Origin of the sequence: Mesorhizobium sp. ESP-6-2, assembly GCF_020164675.1 — a bacterium.
Lineage (GTDB): Bacteria > Pseudomonadota > Alphaproteobacteria > Rhizobiales > Rhizobiaceae > Mesorhizobium.
Genome location: NZ_JAIUGT010000010.1, coordinates 257,391 through 278,680, shown reverse-complemented (window position 1 = coordinate 278,680; position 21,290 = coordinate 257,391). Strand labels below are relative to the sequence as shown.

Genomic DNA, 21,290 nt, shown 5'->3' with positions numbered 1-21,290 from the left:
CTACTTCGCCTTCGCCTCGATGGTCATCGCCGTTCCAACCGGCGTGAAGGTGTTTTCGTGGCTGGCGACCATGTGGGGAGGATCGATAGAGTTCAAGACACCCATGATGTGGGCTCTCGGTTTCGTCCTACTGTTCACCATTGGTGGCGTCACTGGCATCATGGTTGCGAACCCCGGTATCGACCGCGTGTACCACGACACTTATTTCGTGATCGCTCACTTCCACTATGTGCTGTCTTTGGGGGCGGTCTTCGCGATCTTCGCCGGCTTCTACTACTGGTTCCCGAAGATGACCGGCTATATGTACAGCGAAATGCTCGGCAAGCTGCATTTCTGGCTGATGTTCATCGGCGTCAACCTCGTCTTTTTCCCTCAGCATTTTCTGGGCGTGGCTGGCATGCCGCGACGTTACGCCGACTATCCCGATGCTTTTGCCGGCTGGAATTTCGTCTCGTCGATCGGTTCCTATATCTCAACGGCCGGGCTTGTCGTCTTCTTCATCGCGGTTGCGGAGGCCTTCAGCCGCAGACGCCAGGCTAGCGCCAATCCTTGGGGCGAAGGGGCGACGACGCTGGAATGGCAGCTGCCATCGCCGCCGCCCTTCCATCAATGGGAGAAGCTGCCGCGCATTGCCTAGTGTTCGCTCCGGTTCCGAACCGGCGCCTGTTTCGACATTCTGTCGGGAGAACGTCATGAACGAAACCACAGATCCAAACAACCAGATCCTGCTCGTGGCGATCATAGCGTTTTATTGGGCATTGCTGGGCAGCTGGGGCCAAACTCTGCCGCGCTCAGACAGCGACACGGCCAAGCGGGACGATGCGCCGACAGAGCAGCGAACCGGCAGTATCGACGACATATCCTACGCGGACACACGCTTGGATGCGATCCGAGAGATCGACCCAACTTTCGACCTTGCCGCGTTTCTGACCGGCGCCAAGATGGCTTATGAAGCTATCCTGCGCGCGTATGCCGACAGCGACATCCCAACGTTGAAGCGCCTCGTCGGGCCGGAAGTGCTCGATATCTTCGAACGAGCGATTGCCGGCCGCCGGGATCGGGGGGAGATGCTGCAACTCACCTTCATCGGCACGAAGGAAGCAAAGGTCGTCGACGCTCTTGCGGAGAACAGCACCGCTGAGATTGCCGTTCGCTTCGTTTCCGGCGTGGTCAGTGTTACACGCTCGGCCAACGATGCGATCGTCGCCGGCGATCCCCGGGAGATCGTCGAGGTGATCGATACATGGACGTTTGCCTGTCAAACCCAGTCAAGGAAGCGGAACTGGATGTTGATCGCCACAGAGGGCGAACAACAACAAGCCTGAGTTCTTGCGATAGGGTCCGGCCAGCAGGCTTGTCGCGGCTAACGAGCAGCCAACCCAGCGGGCTAAGTATGCGTTCGAAATCTGTCAGCCGGTGGGGATGCACTCCGCTGTCGGTGCCGGCGATCAGTTCGACATGAGCCGGTTCAGCCGATCAGCTTCAAGTAGCGCGCGGGTAGCGCCGCCGAAGATCCACTCCCTGAACCTGCTGTGGCCGTAGGCGCCCGATATGACCAGATCCGCGTTCATTGCGCCGGCGAGGTCGGCGATCGTTCCGCCATTGGATTTTTCCGGAAACACCTCCGCCCTGGCCTCTACGCCGTGCACGTCCAGGAAGGCGACAAGATCGTCCAGGCCGTTCCAGGTTTCGTCGGTTGCCTCATCATCGATCGTAATGACACGAACTTCCTGTGCCATCTGCAAAAAGGGCATGGCATCTAGAACCGCGCGCCTGACTTCACTCGTGTCCTTCCATCCGACCAGAACCTTGTTGATGCGGAAATCCTCCTGGTTGGTCGATGCCACAAGCACAGGCCGACCGGCCTGCAGGATCAGATTGCCGAGGTCGGTGGAACGATAGGCGTTGCCGAAACTGACACCCTCCGGCGAGGCTGTGACGATGAGATCGGCTAACCGCGCCGATTCAATCAGCAAGCGGGTCGGATTGCCCACGGCCCCACGCCATTGCGTATGAACCGTCGCGCCAGCAATGCTTTCGAACTGCGCATGGAAATCCTCGAGCCGTCGCTTGATGTCCTTGCGCTGGCGCATCATGCTCTCCCCTTCGAAGGCCATTCCACCTTCCATGGCAACCGGCGGCGCGACGTCGGCCGCCGACAGAGCTATCAGGCGCGCGTCGAAGCGCTGGGCGAGATCGACTCCGAGCTTGACGACAGGTTCAACCATCCCGTCGATGTCGAGGTTGAGAACGATCGATCTGTATTCCATATCGGCTTTCCTTCCGTTGGCTGAAGACGATGCCGGCTCGGCGAGCGGGAACGTCGACAGGTCCCGTCGCGAGACCTGGTTCGCAATGCGGCAATGGCCGGAGGCCTACCTCGTGCGTTCCTGTAAACTCGATAAAGACGATCGTTGCGGTGAAGCGTACGCTGGCCGGCGCGATCGTCAGGTCCCCGCCTACTCGAACATAATCCGAGCGGTGCCCTTTTGGCGATCAAGGCTCTGCGAACTTCCTGAACCCGTTCAGCCTGTTGCTTGGTATAGGGGCCCATCGGCCGCGTCTTTTCATTGCCGCGACGGACCTGGCAGTACCAACGGCCGCTCTCGGAGAAGATTTCGACCGACGTCGGCATCTGATGGGACTCTTGTCCGGCAACCTCCTTTGCGAACTCGACGATCTTTGAATGATGCTGAGTGGGCGCAATGATTTGCAAATCCCTGGCAACGTTCTGTTGCAATGCGGACATAGATCGATCTCCTTTCAGTCACGGCGGCATGTTCGGCTGCGTCATTCTCGATGCGCTCCCACCCGTGCTCGCGAGCGCGTTCTAGCTTGCCGTCTGGCGCTCCATTTCCAACTCGGCCTGCAGACTTTCCAGGTCGCGGAAGATCGAGGCGACAGCGAGCGTGCGCCCCTCCCGTTTGAATCGGAGCAGGCAATCCCTGGCCGCGACGGCTCCATCGACCGAGATCTCATCCCACCGCTCGGCATGGCCGACATAGTTGATGGGCACATCGTAATGCTGGCTCCAGAAGAACGGCACCGCCGCGAACTTCTCGCGATGGCCAAGCATGTTGAGTGCGGCGGTGCGACCTTGTCTCTCCGCAACCACCCAATGTTCTACCCGAATATTCTCGCCACTATGGAGGATCGGGCCATCCGGCAATGTCGCCGGCCGCGAAAATTTCGGGCGCGCTTGTTTCCAAAAACGCGTTCACCGCGACGCCGCGATCGAGTTTGAGTCCGGCTCTTTCGGCGAGCCCGGTACGTGGCCTGACGCCGACGCCGGCCACGACGAAATCCGCCGCCAACGTGCCGCCGCTGCTGAGCTTCATCTTGCCGCCGTCGATGCTGGCCGCGGTCGCCTCGAGATGGAAGACAACACCCTTCTCCTCATGGAGGGCGCGGATAAAATCTCCCATCTGCGGACCCAGCACCCGCTCCATAGGCCGTCTGTCCGGCGCTACGACGTGGACGTCGATGCCGCGCGAGCGCAGCGCCGCCGCAACCTCCAGGCCGATGAAACTGGCGCCGAGCACGACGCAGCGTCGCGCATTCGCGGCCAGCTCGATAATCGCCTTGCAGTCCGCGAGAGAGCGCAGCGTGTGGAAGGGTGACTGCTCGGCTCCGGGGATAGCAAGCCGAATTGGTTCGGCCCCCGTGGCCAGCAGCAGCCTTTCGTAGGTAATCCTGCCGCCCTCCGCGAGGACAACCTCGCGTGAATGCAGGTCGATGCGATCGGCCTTCGTATCGAGACGCAGGTCGATGTTGTTTTTCGAATAGAACTTCTCGCCGCGCAGTGGAATCCAATCCTCCGGCGCCTTTCCGGCGAGATAGTCCTTGGAGAGATTCGGCCTGTCGACGGGCGGCGCCTGGTCATCGATGATCATGACGATGCTGCCCTGGTATTGCTCGCGCCGCAGTGTCTCGGCGGCGGCGAAACCGGCCGCGCCACCGCCGACGATGACAACCTTGTCCGAAGCCGCATTGCCTTCTCGCAGCTTGGCTGCCGTTCGTTTGCGCTTCCCGCTGTTCCACCGACCAGCAGGCGAGCGGGGTAAAGGCGGGCGCGCGCAAGGCCTCGCCCGTCCGCAGATCGAAGCATGCGTGATGCCAGGGACACCGGACGGTGTCTCCCACCAGAAGACCTTCAACGAGCGGACCGCCGTAATGCGTGCATGTCGCCGCGGTGGCGAAGATTTCGGCTACTCGGCGCACCAGCAACACCTGCTCGTCGCCGCAATGACCGACAAGCTTTCCGCCCTCGGGAAGGTCGGACACCGCGACGCCCCGAGCCAGATCAGGTCCAGCTAATTTGGTATGTCCTTCAACCATCTTCCTCTCCCTTAGCGATCCTGTGTAAAATCGCTTGCTATGGCCGAGAAGCAGGAATCTCGCGGGCATCACAGTCTGGAAAGGGCTGATTTGCCCACTTGGATGTGGACTTGCGCAGCTCTTGTGCGTCAGTTTCCCGCCATCTCTGGTATCATGCAAACGAATTTAATCTGCAATTGTGTGCAATTTTTATGCGGGATCATCGACCCAATGCTGGCGGTCACAGGATCGCTTGCCCTGTCTTACGCCAATCGGCAAGAAAGGACTCGAGACCCTTGTCGGTGAGCGGGTGCTTGGCAAGATTTCTAAGCACTGCCGGTGGCACGGTTGCGATATCGGCGCCTGCCATCGCCGCCTGCTTGACATGAAGAGGCGTGCGAATTGAAGACGCCAGGATTTCCGTCGTGAAGGATTTGTCATTGTCGTAGATCGCGCGGATTTCCCGGACCACTTCCATGCCGTCCAGCCCGAGATCGTCAAGCCTGCCGACAAACGGCGAAATGAAGGATGCGCCCGCCTTGGCTGCGAGCAATGCCTGGTTGGCCGAAAAGCACAGTGTGACATTGACCCTGTGTCCGAGCCGACTGAGGGCCCGGCAGGCCCTGAATCCCTCCCAGGTGGAGGGGACCTTGACGGCCACATTGGCCGCAATGCCGGCCAAACGCTCTCCCTCGGCGATCATGCCGTCGAAGTCGGGCGCAGTGACTTCCGCTGAAACCGGACCCTCGACAGTCTGGCAAATTTCCTTGATCACGTCCCCGAACGGGCGACCGGTCTTCGAGATAAGCGATGGGTTCGTAGTTACCCCGTCAACAAAGCCAGCCGCAGCAAGCTCACGAATTTCAGATATGTCGGCGGTATCGACAAAGAATTTCATTGTGTTTCTCCTCGATGTGAAAGTGCCCTTCGGTGCTTTGATGAGGCATCCCCAGTTTGGTTCCAGAAAGGTGAGTTTGGTCTCGCTGCCGTGATCGCACGCAAAATGTCTTCGAAGGGCATAGCAGCCGCGCGGCGTCTCTACCGATGTCCCAGCAAAATCTCTCGCAGGACGACGGCATCGTTGTGGGCCTCGTCGTGAGCCGAATAGACGAGCGTGACGGGGCCCTGCCGTATCAGGTCGCGCAGACGGTCGAGCTCGGGGCGGTGCGCATGGATTTCCGCCGCATATCGCCGACGGAATTCCTCCCAGCGGCCGGGATCGTGTCCGAACCATTTCCGAAGCTCGGTGCTTGGCGCGAGTTCTTTAATCCAGCAGTCGATGCCGGCGTCGGTCTTCTTGACCCCGCGAGGCCAAAGCCGGTCAATCAGCACCCTGGTGCCATCGTCGGCAGCAGACCTCTCATAGGCCCGCTTCAGTTTTACTCTCTCGCCGAAGACTTTTCCGCTCATCCGTCCGTCTCCTTTTCGTTGACGGCATCGAGAAGCCCTGAGAACTCCTTTCGAAGGCTCTTCTCGTCGGCTTGATCGGATACGATCACGAAGATGCTGCCGCGATATCGCTCGATCCAGTGATGGCCAGTTCCATGGCTTCGCAGGTGGTCACCGATATGATGAACCGTGGAATACCCCAGACCCTGATGCAGGAGGAATTTCATAAGGTTGTGCTTGCTTGCAAGCCGGGACAGGTCGCTCCTGATTCAGGGGGAGACCTTTTGTCCTTGAGCGTTGAACTGTTTCAGGTAGGCGATCACATCGGCGATCTCCTGGTCCTTGCTGAGACCGGCGAATGTCATCTTTGTGCCTGGCACCAACTTGCGCGGCGCGTGCAAATATGTGGTCAGCGTCGGTTCATCCCAGGTCAGGCCCGAATCCTTGTTCGCGGCGGAATAGTTGTAATCCGGGTAAGTGCCTGCCGCACGGCCGACGACGCCATTCAATACGGGCCCTACTCCGTTCTTGGCATCAGGGCCGACCTGGTGGCAGGCCATGCATCTCTTGAAGACGACGGCGCCGGCTTCAGCATTACCAGGAGATGTGTCCTGCGCATGGGCCGAACCGACTGCGGTGAGAAGCGCGGTCGCTAATCCAAGCATGGTCGATTTCATGTTTGCCACTTTCAATGAGTTACGGGTTGGTTCCAGTCGAACCGGCACCCGGCAATATGAGGTTCGAAACACACCCAGCCTGCCGGACCCGAACCGCGGATCCGGGTCCGGCAGACGTTGCCTCAGGAGGGAACCAACGGGCCTGGGCTCTTCAGATACTGGTTCTTGATCGCGTCCACCGCCCAGTAGGCAAGAGCGCCTACCGGCCCGGTCGGATTCTTCCCGGCGTTTTGCGGAAACACGCAAGCGCCGGTGACGAATACATTCGGTACATCCCAGACCTGAAGATATTTGTTCAGAACGCTGGTGCTCGGATCGGCCCCGAAGACCGCCCCGCCTGTGTTGTGCGTGCTCTGATAAGGCACGATCGAATAAGGCACGGGGGGGATGCTCCGATCGACCCTGGTCGCTCCCATCTCATTGGCGATTTTCACGCAGATGTCGGCCTGACCGTTCATCTGCTTTATCTCGTTGTCCTGGAAATCGAACGTCATCCTCATCAGCGGACGTCCAAAGACGTCGGTATAGGTCGGATCGAGGCTCAGGTAGTTCTGTCGGTAGGCCATCACGGCGCCTTGATTGCCAACGCTGGCTGCGTGGTCATAGTTGTCGACCACTGCTTTCTTCCAGTCCGAGCCCCAGCGCGGCGTGCCGTGGGGTGTCGGATGTGACTGGATAGGCCGGGCGCCCGAGTTGCTGCAGCTGATACCGCCGCCGCCGATGTAACCGGCCTTCACGAAATCGTAGTTGTCGCCGTTGAAATCATCCATGCAGGTGCCGAGCGCACCGGCGCCCATGTAGCGGTTCAGGATGGTTTTCTTGTCGAAGAAGGCGGTGGCCCCGCCACCGCACTGATAGGCATAGTTGCGGCCGACCACGCCCTTCCCCGTTGTCGGATTATAGGGCACGCCGACGCCGGACTGCAGCAACAGATTGACATTGCCGAGCGCGTAAGCCGACAGGATGATGAGATCGGCAGGCTGTTCGAATTCGCGCCCGCGTGCGTCGAGATAGGAGACGCTGACCGCCTTCTTGCGGGTCGAGTCGAGATTGACCTTCAGCACGATCGAATTTGTGCGCAGTTCGAAATTCGGGTTCTTCAGCGCCAGCGGAATGACGGTGAAATGCGGACTCGCCTTGGCGTTGGCCTCGCAACCGAAGCGCTCGCAGAAGCCACAATAGTGGCATTGGCCGAAGGCTACGCCATCGGGATTGACGTAGTCGCGCGACGCGTTGGACGAGGGATTGGGGAAAGGATGGTAGCCAAGATCACGGGCCGCCTTCTCGAACATCACCATGCTCTGCGCGGCAATCATTGGCGGATTGGGGTACTCTTCCTTTCGCGACCCCTCGAAGATGTTGCCGCCGTCGATTTTCCGGCCGTTGAGATTGCCGGCCTTGCCGGAGGTGCCGCAGGTTTTTTCGAACTTGTCGTAATAGGGTTCGAGATCGTCGTAGGTGATCGGCCAGTCCTGAAGGTGCATGTCCGAAGGGATGATCTTTTCGCCGTACTTGTCGACGGTACGGGTGCGCGCTTGGTGATCCCATTCGAGCCAGCGCCAGGTCACGCCGTTCCAGTGCACCCCGGCGCCGCCGACGCCCTGGCCGGGCAGGAACGAGCCGAGTTGGCGCATCGGCAGCGCGGTTTGCGATTCACCATTGCGGAATGTGATGGTCTCCCGCCGCACGTTCTGCATGAGGTCGTAGCGGGCGGCGTAGCGCAGCTCGTCATGGATTTCAGGATCGATGAAGTCCGGATTGGTGTCACGCGGGCCTCCCCGCTCGAGGGCGACGATCTTCAGCTTGGTGGATGCAAGCTCCTTGGCAATGATGCCTCCAGTCCACCCAAGACCGACAATCAGGACATCGACCGCGTTCAGTTTGGTGGCCATGTCAAAATCTCCTTCTTCTTCCGGCGATCAAATGAGGTCCTGGATGCCCTTCGGTTCAGCCTGGTAGGGCTTGTTCCGAAACGGCTCGATCTTGTCCGCGTACATGGCATCCGCGCCAGGGAAGCCGATCATCTTCCAGGTCGCCGCGTCCTTGTTTCCGCCATACATCGGGTCCGCGAAATAACCCTCGATCGTGAGCTGCAGCAGGAGCCCGAAAAATGTCGCCGTCGGGACCGTCGGAAGCTCGATCTTCTTGCTCTCGAGGTCGGCCATGACCTCGGCACGATCTTTTGCCGACAAGCCCTCGAAGGTGCTCTTGTGGTTTTTCTGCACGAAGGCGCTGACGTCCGCGATGCCGGCCCGGAGCAGTTCCGACGGTGTCATCGGCAATTGATAGCCTTGCTCTGGCGTACCTTCGCCAAACGGCCCTTCCAGATACAGCCGGTCGCCCTTGCCGTATCCGCTGGCCATCTGCCGGTCGATGTAGGTCGCAACGCCGATTTCCTTGGCGCCGGGACCGGTTGAATCGTTTGGGATGAGCGTGTCGACCGCCGCTTCGATGAAGGCGGATTCGTTCACATTGAAGAATTCGTAGCCGCCGGCTCGAGCATGAGGTTCGGCGGCGTGATGATGCTTCGTGTCCGTGCCGGCAGCTGCCATGATATCATCCGCCGAAGCGGTTCCGCCAAACGGCATGGTGCCCGCCGCCGCGCCGGCCGCGCCGAACAGTTTTAGAAAGTCACGACGTCCGACATCGCCTTGGCCGTTCTTTTCTCTCGTCGACATGATCGCTCCTATGACACCGCGGGCAAACGAAGGGTGAGGATGGAGAGACCTACTCCCGCCCCATCCCGGCGCTGCGCCGCTTTCAGCGCTCAATCCTGTGATTATTCAGACAGCCTAATGTTCGCCTTTGCTATGTGGCAAACGAAATTCATTGACATTTAAGCGCAATTTTTATGCTATTAGCGGTCATGGATATTGAACTGGCCCGCACGTTTATCGAGATCGTCTCGACGGGGAGCTTCATTCGCGCCTCGGAGCGCTTGAATGTCGCCCAGACGACCGTCAGCGCCCGAATCCGCAACCTCGAGCAACAATTGGGCCGACCACTCTTCGTTCGGCATAAAGGCGGCGCTTCGCTCACTCCCGCGGGTGAGCAATTTCTGCGCCACGCCCCGATGTTCGTCCAACTATGGCAACGCACCCTTCACCAGGTTGCCGTGCCTCCGGGACGACGGGCCGTCCTGACGGTCGGCAGCGAAGTTAGCCTTGCGCAACCTCTTCTGCTCGATTGGGTCCGCTGGATGCGCCAATCGCTTCAGGATATTGCGCTTAGAGTGCACGTCGACGTGCCACAGGATCTCATCAACCAGGTCGCCTCGGGGATGGTCGACATAGCTATCATGTATGCGCCGCAGCACAGACCAGGTTTGAAGATCGATCTGCTTCTCGAGGAGAAGCTGGTTCTCGCTACCACCAACCCGGAAGCGCAACTCCTGAGCGGATCCGATTATGTCTACATGGATTGGGGGCCGGATTTCGGGGTTCATCACGGCGTGAATTTCCCGAGCTCCGCGCCGGATCTGTCTTTCGACCTCGGCCCGCTTGCACTGAACTACGTCCTGGCCGCCGGCGGCGCCGGATATTTCAGAATGAGCTCAGTGCAACCTCACGTGGCGGCCGGACGGCTTCATCTTGTTCCTGACATGCCCCAGTTCTCCTACCCGGTCTATGCGGTGCAGTCCGCAAATGCGGATGAGAGCGTAGTCGGCCCGGCTCTGGCGGGATTGCACTCCGTGGCACGCGGTGAGATGGAAGTGCAGGAGGCGTAGTAGGCTTACGCCTCCACCTGGATCGACGGGAACAGCAGGTCGACCGTCGTTCCGATGCCTTGCTCGCTTGCAATGCGGATCCGGCCACCCACCATATCCATCCATGCCTGCACCTGCGACAGTCCTATCCCTGTGCCCTGTTCTCCCTTCGTCGTGAAGAAGGGATCGAAAGCTTTCTGCAACACCTCCGGGGCCATGCCGCAGCCGCGGTCCTCGACCCGCACGTAGGCGTAGCTTCCCGGCCCGGGCGGATCGGGTGAGGGGGTGGTCTGCACCAGTCGTCCGGTAGTGACCCGGACTTCGGCGTCATTTGGGACGGCATCGCGCGCGTTGATGACGAGGTTAAGCACGGCTGCATCGAAGAACGCGGGATCGACCATGCAGAGCGGGACATCGGAACCGAGTTCGAGCTTGACCCTGACATCGGGTCCCGCGCCATACCTAAGGAAAGGCTCGAAAGACATGAGGAACTCGTTCAGATCGCCCGCATGAACATCGAGCTCCTGATGCTTTGCGAAGGCAAGCAACTGCGAGGTCAGCTCGATCCCTCGATCGATTCCTTGCCGCGCCGCCGCAATGTAGGCTCGCACACTTTCGGGTTCGTCGGCTCGCTTTGCAGCAAGCCGAAGGCCGGATTCAATGACAGCCAAGAGGTTTCTGAAGTCGTGAGCAATGCCGCTCGTCATCTCGCCCAGGGCTGCGAGTCGGTTCCTCGCACGTTCACGCTGTTGGGCTGCGGTCGGCGCGTCGAGAGGCATGTCCGATACATGAGCGCCGTCGTCGCGCTTCGGTTCGGATCGTGATTGAACGCCGCACCGAGGAATATTGGCTGTCATGATGATCGCCCCCAAATTGATTGACTACCGACGACGGCGAGGAATCTGGCGCTCCCGCTCCCATCGTCGTATTCCATTCTCCTTGTTGCTGGCGGTCGTCTCCCTCATGCATGCCTAAGCGCGCAGCACGATGCCTCTCGCCATGATCTCCTCGACTGTCGGAAACGCCTTGAGTGCGTCCTCCGGGAGGTTGCCGTTCGCTCCGTCAAGTTGGGTCCAGCCGTTTTTCAAGGGTTCGCCGACGATGATGCGGCCGACCATTCCGGCATGCTCGTGCGGAATGCAGAAATAGTCATAGACCCCCTGTTCGGTGAAGGTCACGGAAAAGGTCTCGTTAGGCAGGAGGTAGTCGGAGGCCCACGGTATTGCCGCCTTGGGCATCCGCAGCGGCCGCCCGAAATTCTTTGGGCTGTACGCCGTCGTCGTGTGCGAGCTGCCAGGATTGAGATTTGTCCAGCGGACCATCTGACCTGGCTTGATCAGAACGCCGATAGGGTTGAACCAGACGTCCGAGCCATCGTCGCGACCCTTCATTGCGATTTCCACGATCTCGTCGGCCCAAACAGCCAAAGGCGAAAGCGTCAGGGCGGCGAAACTGCCGCCCGCGCCAAGTATCTCACGGCGCGTGAGTGTCATTTGGTGACCCGCGCTTCGTCGCTTGCCGAGACATGCCACAGCACGACGTGGACATGTGGTTCCGGAACGCCCGGGTGCCCGGCATTGTAGTAAACGTCGACATGGTCGACGTTGTCACCCGGAGCCGGGAGGTTATCGAAACGTTTGTCCGGATTGAGCTCCTTGATCGGAAGCATGTAGATGGTGCTGACAAGCTTGCCATCGTGGTCGTAAGCGAGGAACGGACCGGCCGGCAAGGTCGCCGGATCGACGAAGAGTTGCCCCATGCCGGGGAGGAAGTCGGGCAATTTCACAAGCTTGCTGACCTGTGCGTAGGGAGCAGTTGGCGGCGACTGGGTGACATCGCTGGCCGCCATGGCGCAAAACAAAGTGGCCATTGTCACTGCGACTGCGAGGGCAAGCTTTTTCATCACGGTACTCCCTGCTTGGATAGAATGCGACGCGACAGCCGACAATTTGGAAGGCCTAAATTCGCTATCGCTCTGACACGGCCCTTTGGGCTCGCCCAAGCAAGACGGAGACGCCCACATTCGTCAAACGAAATTAAATGTCATTTCAGTGCATTATTTTTGCGTCAGATTGTCGAAGATAACACCGAAAACTCCGAAACGACCGCCGCTATCGGCGTCGCTTGATTTCGAATAGACCTTCACTACATTTCTGTTGCTATGCATATTCTTCTGCAAAATTTCCGACTAGATCCGCGGCGCTCAAAGCAGGCCTTTACCCGGACGCGAAATACGCTTCGCGTCCGGGTGCCAAGATCCCAACTCAGCGCAGAGGGTCGCTCACTGAGCGAACGCAAGCCTATCTTTTCGCAGGAGACGAGCCATGGCTCAGCCAGGGAAGAATAACACGCCGTTAGAAAAGCAAATTTGAGTCTGGGATCGATCCAGAAAACAGCCTGTTGCCGATGCTGATCGGCGGCCTTGTCCTGATCGTGATCGGCGCGATCATCGTCATGAATTTTGTCTAGCAGAGTCGCCCAAAACCAGCGCCTGGTGGGCGTTGGTTCGATCTGGGTTGCCAAACTCCCGCGTCCGGCTGCTCGGGAAAACTGCCTCGTTGTCCTTTGATATGATGGCGGAAAGCACCGATAGTCTGCCGCTCTTCAGGAAGGCGAACGCCTCCCTGCACCGTCGTCCAACGGCGGAAGCATTTCTTCGAGATCGCGGATGCTATATCGTTGTGCGATTGTCGGAGTCACTCATGTCAAACGCTTCACAAGACGACGGCTCACTTGCTGCGATCGCTCGGCGCGCACCGAGCCACGTCATCCTTGCGACAGACTTCAGCGCGCGGTGCGATCGGGCGCAGGACCGGGCGGTGCAGCTTGCGATCCAGTGGAATGCGAGCCTTACCGCAGTGCACGCTCTCACTGACATGGCGCTGACCGAGGACACTTCTGTGCGCGACGCGTACAGGCGCGCGGCAAAGCGCAATGCCGCCTCCCTCCGCGAGGAGCTTGCCTGCGTTGACGGTCTGCGTTCGTCCGTGCTGGTGGAGGAAGGGCCCGTCGACTGGGTGGTTCTCGAGATAGCGGCAAGGGAACGGGCCGAGTTGATCGTGACTGGAATCGCCCGGTCAGGGCCGCTGGCGCAGGTGCTGGTGGGAAGCAATGTCACAGCTCTAGCCCGAAAGTCCCCTATCCCGCTGTTGGTCGTGAAAAAGAGAGTGCTAGACACCGACGAACGCGCTTTCGTCGCTACCGATCTGTCAGAGTCTTCCAAGCCTGCCCTGATGGTTGCCCTGCGATGGTTTGGACTGAGGCGGCTGGGTCTCTTCCATGGGTTCGAGCCGCCTTACCGCGGCTTCGCTCATGATAGCGAGGACTATGATCGACAGTTCGAAACGATATTTCTTGACCAATGCCGCGACTTCCTCCGGGAGGTCGCCGGCGAGGAAGCCATCACGAAGTTCGACATCGTTGCCCGCCGCGGCGATCCGGTGACGGGCCTGCAGGTGTTGACCAACGACGCCGACACCCACCTTGTGATCGTCGGAACCCATGGCAGGACAGGGCTGCTTCACGCGGTCGTCGGCAGCGTGGCATCGCGCATTCTCGCGGCGGTTCCCTGCGATGTCCTGGTGGTACCCAGCAGGCAGCGGTAAGTCCACTAAACAGTTTGGGAAGACCGCGACGCGAGCATCTGGCCTGTCGTTGGCGGACAATCATCGATAGCGTAGAAGTGCAGGATAACGCACAGTCAGACCGCCCGCCCAGCTTCAAGGAGAGTGATGGAGCTTTATTCGCTGCCTCTGATCATCGCTCTGCCGTTTGTGGCAGGCCTCGCGGCCACCTTGCTTCCGTCGGACTCGCGCGCACCCGCGACCTGGTTGGCAGGCGCAACGACGCTGGCCTGTCTGGCGTTGACGCTCTCGCTCTACCCTTCCATCCAGGGCGGAGGGATTGTCCGGCAAAGGTTCGAATGGGTTCCCTCGCTGGGCCTCGACTTTACCCTGCGCATGGACGGGTTCGCGTGGATCTTCGCGACGCTTGTCAGTGGGATCGGGCTTCTCGTCGTCGTCTATACGCGCTACTACATCTCGCCAGAGGATCCCGTCCGCCGCTTCCATCTTTTCTTCCTTGCCTTCATGGGGTCGATGCTGGGGGTCGTGCTCGCCGGCAACCTGATCCTGCTGGTCGTGTTCTGGGAACTCACAAGCATCTTCTCCTTCCTGCTGATCGGCTACTGGCATCATAACCAGGCCGCGCGCGACGGCGCCCGCATGGCGCTGACGATCACGGCGATCGGCGGCCTTGCGCTGCTGGCCGGAGTTCTGGTGGTCGGTCATATCGTGGGCAGCTACGATCTCGACGCTGTGCTGGCGTCCGGTGACGCTATCCGGAAGCACAATCTGTATGTCCCGGCGCTTTTCTTGATCCTGCTAGGCACGCTCACCAAGAGCGCGCAGTTCCCCTTCCAGTTCTGGCTGCCCAACGCCATGGCCGCGCCCACGCCCGTCTCGGCGTTTCTGCATTCGGCAACCATGGTCAAGGCGGGCGTGTTCCTCATGGCCCGCTTGTGGCCGGTGCTTTCAGGTACGCCTGAATGGTTCCTCATCGTTGGTCTGGCGGGAATGATCTCGCTGGTGCTCGGCGCCTATCTGGCGATGTTCCAGCAGGACCTCAAAGGACTGCTGGCTTATTCCACGATCAGCCATCTGGGGTTGATCACGCTCTTGCTCAGTCTCGGCAGTCCGCTCGCCGCTGTCGCCGCGATCTTCCACATGCTTAATCACGCCACTTTCAAGGCATCTCTATTCATGGCCGCCGGCATCATTGACCATGAGACCGGCACGCGCGACCTGCGGCGACTCTCAGGCCTGTTCCGCTACATGCCGATTACGGGCACCCTGGCCATGGTCGCTAGCGCCGCCATGGCCGGCGTGCCGCTGTTGAACGGTTTCCTGTCAAAGGAGATGTTCTTCGCCGAGACGGTCGAGACTCATGCCGACGCCTGGCTCGACACGGCGGCGCCATACGCGGCCGTTCTCGGCAGCGCGCTCGCCGTTACGTATTCCATACGGCTCATCCACTCGATCTTCCTCGGGGCGCCCCCCGAGAGCTTTCCGCGCGAGCCGCATGAACCACCCTTCTGGATGCGCTTCCCCGTGATGCTCCTGGTCGTGGCCTGCCTCGTCGTCGGCATCATTCCGGGGCTGACAATCGGACCGTTCCTGCAGGTCGCGGTGTCCTCGGTGCTTGGCGCCGCGACGCCCCAATACAGTCTGGCGGTATGGCACGGCTTCACCCTGCCACTGGCGATGAGCGCGGTCGCGCTGGCGGCCGGCGCGCTGCTCTACCTATTTGCCGGCGACTACCTCGAACGGGCCGAAAGCCCCCTTCTTTTCGGCCGGATACAGGGACAACGCATCTTCGAGCGGATCATGGTCGCGATCTCCTGGCGAGGCGCGCGTCTTGTCGAGCAGGCCTTCGGCACGAGGCGTTTGCAGCCGCAGATGCGCCTGCTCGTCGCCGCCGGGGTCGCCGCCGCCGCAATCCCTCTTTTCGCCTCCGGGCTTAGTTTCGGAAGCTATAGCGGCGGGCAGGATGATTTCGCGTTCGCCGGTCTGTGGGCCATTGGCATGGTCTGCGCGGTCGGGGCCGCGCAGCGGGCCAAGTTCCACCGTCTCGCGGCTCTGATGCTGCTCGGGGGAACTGGGCTCGTCACCTGCTTGTCTTTCGTCTGGCTGTCGGCGCCGGACCTTGCCGCGACACAACTCCTCGTCGAGATCGTGACGACTGTTCTCATATTGCTCGGCCTGCGCTGGCTGCCGAAACGCTCCGAAGCGCTGCGCGAGCCAAGCGGCCCGCTCGCCCGTGCCCGGCATTTCCGCGACCTGGTCATCGCCGTCGTGGCGGGCGCCGGGATGGCGGCGATGTCCTACGCCGTCATGACGCGCAAGCCGCCCGACACCATCGCGCACTTCTTCATTGAAAAGGCTTACAGCGAAGGCGGGGGACGCAACATCGTCAACGTGATCCTCGTCGACTTCCGGGGCTTCGACACACTAGGTGAGATCACCGTGCTTGGCATCGTCGCGCTGACCGTGTTTGCCCTGCTGCGGCGCTTCCGCCCTGCCCCGGACAGCATCGAGCGACCGGAGCAGCAGCGTGTCCAATTGTCCTTTGACGAGTCAGAGCCGGACCGGGCGGCTGGCGCGACGCCCGCAGAATACCTCTATGTGCCCTCGGTGATCATGCAATGGATGTTCCCGGTGGTGATTGTGCTGGCGGCCTATCTCTTCCTGCGCGGTCATGACGCCCCGGGGGGAGGCTTCGCCGCGGGTGTGGCGATGGCGGCGGGCTTCGTCCTGCAGTACATGGTCGGCGGGACGGTCTGGGTGGAAGACCGGCTGCGCATTCTGCCGGTCAGATGGATCGGCGGCGGCCTTCTGGTGGCGGCCTTGACGGGCGCCGCCTCCATGCTGCTCGGCGACGCCTTCCTCACTTCATATTTTCGCTACCTGAGCCTGCCGCTCGTGGGAAAACTCCCGATGGCGAGCGCCACCATGTTCGATCTCGGCGTGTTCAGTCTCGTCGTCGGCGCCACGGTGCTGATGCTGATCGCGATTGCCCACCAGTCGATCCGTCGCCTACGGGCGGCTCGCCTCGTGGAGGAGCGCCAGGTTTTGGAGGAACGCCAGGTCGCGGAGGAGCACCGGCAATGGAATTGACGCTTGCACTCGCCATCGGGGTTCTTACCGGATCGGGCGTCTGGTTGGTCCTGCGACCGCGCACCTACCAGCTCGTCATAGGCCTTTCGTTGCTTTCCTACGCGGTGAACCTCTTCATCTTCAGCATGGGTCGCCTGCGCGTAGGGGCAGCTCCCGTGCTGGGTGCGGACGGCTCGGGAAATCCTGCCGACTTCGCGGACCCGGTTCCGCAGGCGCTGGTGCTCACTGCAATCGTGATCGGCTTCGCAACGACCGCTCTGCTGCTGGTGGTCTTGATCGCCGCCCGCGGCCTCACCGGCAGCGACCACGTCGACGGGCGGGAGTCGCGCTGATGGAGTGGACGCGACATCTTCTGGTCGTTCCGATCCTGCTCCCGCTGGTGGCCGGGGCTTTGCTGCTTCTGATCGACGAGTCGCGCCACACATTGAAGGCGCTGGTCAGCCTCGCTTCAACGGCGCTCCTCCTCGTGGCGAGCGTGGTTCTGACGCGCATGGCGGATAGCGTTCCGGTCGAAAGCGATATCGTTTCCTTGTCCTACGCGATCGCGAGTTGGCCCGCGCCGTTCGCCATCGTGCTCGTGCTCGACCGGCTATCGGCCCTCATGCTCGTCCTTGTCGCCGTCATCGGATTGGCGTCGCTGGTGTTTTCGCTGGCTCGCTGGCACAGGGCCGGACCGCACTTCCACAGCCTCTTCCAATTCCTGCTGATGGGACTTGCAGGCGCGTTCCTGACGGGAGACCTCTTCAATCTCTTCGTCTTCTTCGAGGTAACGCTGGCGGCGTCCTACGGCCTGCTGCTGCACGGCTCCGGAGCATTCCGTGTCCGATCGGGACTGCACTACATTGCGATCAACCTGGCGGCGTCGCTTCTTTTCCTCATCGGCGTCAGCCTGATCTACGGCGTCACCGGCACGCTCAATATGGCTGATCTCGCGGTTCGCCTGCACGCCATTCCGGCCGGCGACCGGATGCTGCTGCAGGCGGGTGCGGCGATCCTGGGGATCGCCTTCCTGGTCAAGGCTGGCGTTTGGCCGCTCTGCTTCTGGCTTCCTTCTGCTTACATGGCTGCTGCTGCCCCAGTCTCCGCCATCTTCGTCGTTCTCACCAAAGTCGGCGTATACGTGCTCCTGCGCCTGAGCCTGCTGCTCTTCGGCAGCCAGGCAGGCGAACTGACAGGCTTCGGCGGGGCGGTCATGCTTTGGGGCGGCATGGCGACGGTCGCCTTCGCGACATCCGGCGTGCTCGCCTCGCAGGCGATGGGCAGGCTTGCCGGCTACAGCGTGCTTGTTTCTTCGGGGACGTTGCTGGCCGCTGTCGGCATGGGCGACGCGGCGGTCGTGTCGGGAGCGCTGTTCTACCTCGTCAGCTCGACCCTGACGACAGCGGCTTTCTTCATGCTGATTGAACTGGTGGAGCGCGCGCGTGAACCGGGCGCCGACCTGCTCGCCGTCACCAGGGAAGCCTATGGCGAAGACGGCGGCGAGGACGAGGAACGTGACGACGAGGAAGTCGGCGTCGTCATGCCGGGCGCGCTCGCAATCCTCGGCGTGTGCTTCGGATGCGTCGCTCTTTTGCTTGCTGGGTTGCCGCCGCTTTCGGGTTTCGTCGCCAAGTTCGCCATGCTGACGGGCATGATGAACCTGGACGGGCTGGGAACTCCCGCCGGCATCCCGCCGAGAACCTGGCTGCTGGTCGCACTGGTCATTCTGTCCGGCTTGGCGGCGCTGCTCGCCATGATGCGCAGTGGCATCGGCACTTTTTGGGCGCCTCTCGAAGCCGTCATTCCGCGCGTGCTGGTGGTGGAGATTGCGCCGGTCGTCGGGCTGCTGGCGGTCTGCCTGTTCCTGACGGTCAAGGGAGGCGCAATGATCGAGTACACCGAAGCGGCGGCCCTCTCGCTGCACGATCCTTCGAGCTACATCCACGGGGTCTTAGGCCCGGGGCAAGCAAAGGCCATCGCAAGATGACCCGTGCGCTGCCCTACCCCATCCTGACCGCGGCGTTGCTGCTGACCTGGCTGCTGCTTACGTCATTCTCGCCCGGGCAGTTCATCCTCGGAGGGCTGATCGCTGCCGCTGCCTCGCGTGCGATGGCGGCGCTGCAGCCGTCGAAGCCAAGGCTGAGACGGTGGCAGCTGATCCCCCGCCTTGCCGGGATCGTGGCGCTGGACATCCTGCGCTCGAACATCGCTGTTGCGCTCATTGTGCTCCAGCGTCGCGACCGCAAACGCAAATCCGGCTTCGTGGCCATACCGCTCGATCTTCGCGACAGGACGGGGCTCGCCGTGCTCGCCTGCATCGTCACCAGTACGCCTGGCACCGCCTGGATCGAGCACGTCCAGGAGTCGAACATCCTTCTGATCCATGTTCTCGACCTCGTCGACGAACAGGGATGGGTCACTTTGATCAAGAGCCGCTACGAAAGTCTTCTCATGGAGATATTCGAATGACCGCCATCATACTCCTTTGGTCCGCGACGGCCGCACAGGCCATGCTGGTGGCGGCCATGGGCTGCTACACCTACCGCTTGATCCGCGGCCCTCGCGCGCAGGACCGGGTCCTCTGCCTCGATGCCCTCTATGTGAGCGCCATGCTTCTGGTGCTGACGTTCGGCATCCGCGCCGGAAACCCGATCTATTTCGAGGCGGCCCTGATCATCGCAGTGCTGGGCTTCGCCTCGAGCGTGGCTCTGGCGAAGTTTCTCATGCGCGGCGAGGTGATTGAATGACACACGCTGGAGCACTACCCGCCTGGGCGGCGCTGCTGACATCTTTCCTCGTTCTGCTGGGCGCCGGACTGACCCTCCTCGGCGCAATCGGAACCCTGAGGTTTGGCAGCTTCTTCGAGCGCGTGCACGCTCCAACGCTGGGTACAAGCTGGGGAACAGGCGCCATCGTGCTCGCCTCGATCGTCTGCTTCTCGGCGCTGGCTTCGCGGCTCGTCGCGCACGAACTCCTGATCGGCGTTTTCATCACCATCACAACCCCGGTCACGCTGATGCTGCTCGCACGCGCAGCCCTGTATCGCGACCGGGCGGAAGGAAACTCTGGCGTGCCTGCCCGATCGATCTTGCGACCGCCGCGTAGCGGAAGCCAGCAGGGGGAAAGCGGCGGCGGCCAATGAGGTCGCCGCCACCGGTGCGGTCAGCCTAGCGCCGTCGCCCGGCTCCGGCCGCCTTGGCGCCAAGTTCCGATACCGTGGCTGCCTCTTGAATTTTCCTGTCCTTGTCCTGCTTAGGCTTGCGGACTTCTCGATTGCCGTTTCTCTTGGCCATTTCCGGTTTCCTTCGTGCACGGTTGAGCGGTCCACCGAGGCGGACGCGCAACGCTCAGAATTTGAGTCGATAGGAAGCTCCCTGACCTGACGGAGTTGATCCGCTAGGCCAGGGCTAGCGGCCTGTCTTGGGCCGCTTCCGGAAGGGAAGTCCGTGTGTTGAAATTCTGTTCACAGACACATCATGGCCAGGCTGCGCTCGAAGTCAAATGGATGGAATGCCGCACGCGCCGCGGTTCGCTTGCGGCGTTGCGCGCGATTATCGCCAGCGCATGGAACTGCCAGCGTCCGAAGGCCGCACCTCCCAACCCGTTGAATGGACTGCATCCAATGGCCATATCCGTAGCATGGATATTCCGAGCAGTCGCAAGAAGTACCTGGTCGTCTCGGCGTCCCTCCTGACGCGTTCGTAGCCCGAGCGGCTCGAACGCTTCCGTTAGCCGTCTCGGGAACCTTCACCCACAATCAGACAGGTTGGCACGACGCTGCTTTCTAGCGATGCGGCGAGCGTCAGAGAAGCGCGCCCGTGCCTTACGTCGAGTCCGTTCGCCGCAACCCATTCGAAGGCGCGTGGAACGGACCTGGCGAAGGTGAAAGGAGGACGACATGTGCATATCCAAGCATTTCTCAAGCACCTTTCGAAGGCAGGCTCCTGCGCTTCGACAACGGCGAACTACCGTCGCGCGATTGATCTTACGGGCCGTTCAACGCTGGCAACGAAACCGTGCCATGGCCGCGCTTGAAGGCCTGGACGACAGGACCCTTGAAGATATCGGGATAGCGCGAAACGAAATCCCGCAGCTGGCAGAAAGCTTCTTTAGGCGGTCGGAACATGGAAGGTGGAGTTCCGTCGCAACGCATCCGCCAATCGATCGTCAATTTCAACGACCTGTCTAACAAGGGCATGGGCAATGGACACAACAACAAGAACAATCGTCGGGGTGGGCCTTCTCGTCCTGATGCTCGCCGCTTTCCTGGCAATCTGAACCTCGCGTTCCGGACTCACGGGACTGCGTCGCTTGGGAGAGAAGAGGCTTAGTAGGTAGAAAGGGACTATGTACATGGAGAGTTTCGTCAGAATTTCGAGGCTTGCCGGGCAAGGACGGATCCTTTCCCGGAGCAGACCCTCCATCCCTCGATCCCGCACGTAATTCTGCTCCGGGACATCGCACAAAACCTGCGGTTCATTCTGCGGCCTTCTTGGGGCCGCATCGATGGAGCGTTACATGAAAATTTTCCGTTCGAGGCGCATTTGC

At 61.0% G+C, this 21,290-nt stretch carries 23 protein-coding genes and 1 pseudogene; 12 read left to right on the top strand and 12 right to left on the bottom strand.

All coding sequences use genetic code 11. The features are described 5' to 3' along the window. Together LB532_RS24640 and LB532_RS24635 are read left to right on the top strand one after the other, a co-directional pair. Positions 1 to 637 (top strand): cbb3-type cytochrome c oxidase subunit I (locus LB532_RS24640; protein ID WP_224557318.1); only part of this gene is annotated, 637 nt, incomplete at its 5' end. Between the two features lie 55 nt (positions 638 to 692). Continuing rightward, the gene (locus LB532_RS24635; RefSeq protein ID WP_224557317.1) at positions 693 to 1,325 is read left to right on the top strand and encodes a Tim44/TimA family putative adaptor protein; all 633 of its coding nucleotides are present in this window, start codon (positions 693 to 695) and stop codon (positions 1,323 to 1,325) included. Positions 1,326 to 1,448: 123 nt separating this feature from the next. On the opposite strand, the gene LB532_RS24630 is transcribed toward LB532_RS24635, so the two are convergent. Continuing rightward, complete coding sequence (locus LB532_RS24630) at positions 1,449 to 2,093, bottom strand: universal stress protein (protein WP_224557315.1); 645 nt, start codon at positions 2,091 to 2,093, stop codon at positions 1,449 to 1,451. On the opposite strand from LB532_RS24630, the gene LB532_RS24625 reads away from it, so the two are divergent. Continuing rightward, on the top strand, positions 2,049 to 2,294 hold the full coding sequence (locus LB532_RS24625) for a hypothetical protein (protein WP_224557313.1): 246 nt from the start codon (positions 2,049 to 2,051) through the stop codon (positions 2,292 to 2,294). The genes LB532_RS24630 and LB532_RS24625 overlap by 45 nt on opposite strands. A 536-nt stretch (positions 2,295 to 2,830) precedes the next feature. Here LB532_RS24625 and LB532_RS24620 read toward each other — a convergent pair. The 7 genes and pseudogenes from LB532_RS24620 to LB532_RS24590 all read right to left on the bottom strand — a co-directional run bounded on the left by LB532_RS24620 (position 2,831) and on the right by LB532_RS24590 (position 9,061). After that, positions 2,831 to 4,338, bottom strand: a pseudogene (locus LB532_RS24620) (FAD-dependent oxidoreductase). A 220-nt stretch (positions 4,339 to 4,558) separates the two neighbouring features. Then, positions 4,559 to 5,215 (bottom strand): fructose-6-phosphate aldolase, encoded by a 657-nt coding sequence (fsa, locus tag LB532_RS24615; RefSeq protein ID WP_140640985.1) that lies wholly within the window; start codon positions 5,213 to 5,215, stop codon positions 4,559 to 4,561. A gap of 140 nt (positions 5,216 to 5,355) precedes the next feature. After that, entirely contained in the window at positions 5,356 to 5,727 is a 372-nt protein-coding gene (locus tag LB532_RS24610) for a DUF488 domain-containing protein (RefSeq protein WP_140640983.1), read from the bottom strand. After that, positions 5,724 to 5,933, bottom strand: coding sequence for a hypothetical protein (locus LB532_RS24605; RefSeq protein ID WP_140640982.1), 210 nt, complete (start codon positions 5,931 to 5,933; stop codon positions 5,724 to 5,726). Before LB532_RS24605 ends, LB532_RS24610 begins: the two co-directional genes overlap by 4 nt. A gap of 42 nt (positions 5,934 to 5,975) precedes the next feature. After that, complete coding sequence (locus LB532_RS24600) at positions 5,976 to 6,383, bottom strand: c-type cytochrome (RefSeq protein ID WP_140640980.1); 408 nt, start codon at positions 6,381 to 6,383, stop codon at positions 5,976 to 5,978. Between the two features lie 122 nt (positions 6,384 to 6,505). Beyond that, positions 6,506 to 8,275: a GMC family oxidoreductase gene (locus tag LB532_RS24595; RefSeq protein WP_140640978.1), complete on the bottom strand. Its 1,770-nt coding sequence runs from the start codon at positions 8,273 to 8,275 to the stop codon at positions 6,506 to 6,508. 27 nt (positions 8,276 to 8,302) lie between these two features. Next, positions 8,303 to 9,061 (bottom strand): gluconate 2-dehydrogenase subunit 3 family protein, encoded by a 759-nt coding sequence (locus LB532_RS24590; RefSeq protein ID WP_140641055.1) that lies wholly within the window; start codon positions 9,059 to 9,061, stop codon positions 8,303 to 8,305. 188 nt (positions 9,062 to 9,249) lie between these two features. On the opposite strand from LB532_RS24590, the gene LB532_RS24585 reads away from it, so the two are divergent. Beyond that, on the top strand, positions 9,250 to 10,110 hold the full coding sequence (locus LB532_RS24585) for a LysR family transcriptional regulator (RefSeq protein WP_140640976.1): 861 nt from the start codon (positions 9,250 to 9,252) through the stop codon (positions 10,108 to 10,110). 5 nt (positions 10,111 to 10,115) lie between these two features. On the opposite strand, the gene LB532_RS24580 is transcribed toward LB532_RS24585, so the two are convergent. The 3 genes from LB532_RS24580 to LB532_RS24570 all read right to left on the bottom strand — a co-directional run bounded on the left by LB532_RS24580 (position 10,116) and on the right by LB532_RS24570 (position 11,992). Next, on the bottom strand, positions 10,116 to 10,946 hold the full coding sequence (locus LB532_RS24580; protein ID WP_224557311.1) for a sensor histidine kinase: 831 nt from the start codon (positions 10,944 to 10,946) through the stop codon (positions 10,116 to 10,118). A gap of 114 nt (positions 10,947 to 11,060) precedes the next feature. Then, on the bottom strand, positions 11,061 to 11,582 hold the full coding sequence (locus tag LB532_RS24575; protein WP_181169410.1) for a plastocyanin/azurin family copper-binding protein: 522 nt from the start codon (positions 11,580 to 11,582) through the stop codon (positions 11,061 to 11,063). Next, the gene (locus tag LB532_RS24570) at positions 11,579 to 11,992 is read right to left on the bottom strand and encodes a DUF5602 domain-containing protein (protein WP_140640974.1); all 414 of its coding nucleotides are present in this window, start codon (positions 11,990 to 11,992) and stop codon (positions 11,579 to 11,581) included. The genes LB532_RS24575 and LB532_RS24570 overlap by 4 nt, the downstream gene beginning before the upstream one ends. Positions 11,993 to 12,791: 799 nt before the next feature. Between LB532_RS24570 and LB532_RS24565 the strand changes: the two genes are divergently transcribed. From LB532_RS24565 to mnhG, 7 genes are all read left to right on the top strand, one after another. Then, positions 12,792 to 13,694 (top strand): universal stress protein, encoded by a 903-nt coding sequence (locus LB532_RS24565; RefSeq protein WP_140640972.1) that lies wholly within the window; start codon positions 12,792 to 12,794, stop codon positions 13,692 to 13,694. A gap of 126 nt (positions 13,695 to 13,820) precedes the next feature. Then, entirely contained in the window at positions 13,821 to 16,763 is a 2,943-nt protein-coding gene (locus LB532_RS24560; protein WP_140640970.1) for a monovalent cation/H+ antiporter subunit A, read from the top strand. Continuing rightward, entirely contained in the window at positions 16,754 to 17,095 is a 342-nt protein-coding gene (locus tag LB532_RS24555) for a Na+/H+ antiporter subunit C (protein ID WP_140640968.1), read from the top strand. The genes LB532_RS24560 and LB532_RS24555 overlap by 10 nt, the downstream gene beginning before the upstream one ends. Beyond that, a complete protein-coding gene (locus LB532_RS24550; RefSeq protein WP_140640966.1) occupies positions 17,095 to 18,729 on the top strand; it encodes a monovalent cation/H+ antiporter subunit D in 1,635 nt (544 codons plus the stop codon). The genes LB532_RS24555 and LB532_RS24550 overlap by 1 nt, the downstream gene beginning before the upstream one ends. Then, the gene (locus tag LB532_RS24545; protein WP_140640964.1) at positions 18,726 to 19,211 is read left to right on the top strand and encodes a Na+/H+ antiporter subunit E; all 486 of its coding nucleotides are present in this window, start codon (positions 18,726 to 18,728) and stop codon (positions 19,209 to 19,211) included. Before LB532_RS24550 ends, LB532_RS24545 begins: the two co-directional genes overlap by 4 nt. Beyond that, a complete protein-coding gene (locus LB532_RS24540) occupies positions 19,208 to 19,489 on the top strand; it encodes a K+/H+ antiporter subunit F (RefSeq protein ID WP_140640962.1) in 282 nt (93 codons plus the stop codon). The genes LB532_RS24545 and LB532_RS24540 overlap by 4 nt, the downstream gene beginning before the upstream one ends. Further along, the gene (gene mnhG, locus LB532_RS24535) at positions 19,486 to 19,884 is read left to right on the top strand and encodes a monovalent cation/H(+) antiporter subunit G (RefSeq protein ID WP_140640960.1); all 399 of its coding nucleotides are present in this window, start codon (positions 19,486 to 19,488) and stop codon (positions 19,882 to 19,884) included. The genes LB532_RS24540 and mnhG overlap by 4 nt, the downstream gene beginning before the upstream one ends. Before the next feature lie 25 nt (positions 19,885 to 19,909). Here the strand turns inward: mnhG and LB532_RS30125 are convergent, their stop codons facing one another. Then, the gene (locus tag LB532_RS30125) at positions 19,910 to 20,035 is read right to left on the bottom strand and encodes a hypothetical protein (protein ID WP_263492281.1); all 126 of its coding nucleotides are present in this window, start codon (positions 20,033 to 20,035) and stop codon (positions 19,910 to 19,912) included. Between the two features lie 605 nt (positions 20,036 to 20,640). Between LB532_RS30125 and LB532_RS24530 the strand changes: the two genes are divergently transcribed. Next, positions 20,641 to 20,931 (top strand): DUF1127 domain-containing protein, encoded by a 291-nt coding sequence (locus LB532_RS24530; RefSeq protein WP_140640958.1) that lies wholly within the window; start codon positions 20,641 to 20,643, stop codon positions 20,929 to 20,931. Positions 20,932 to 21,290 lie beyond the last annotated feature (359 nt).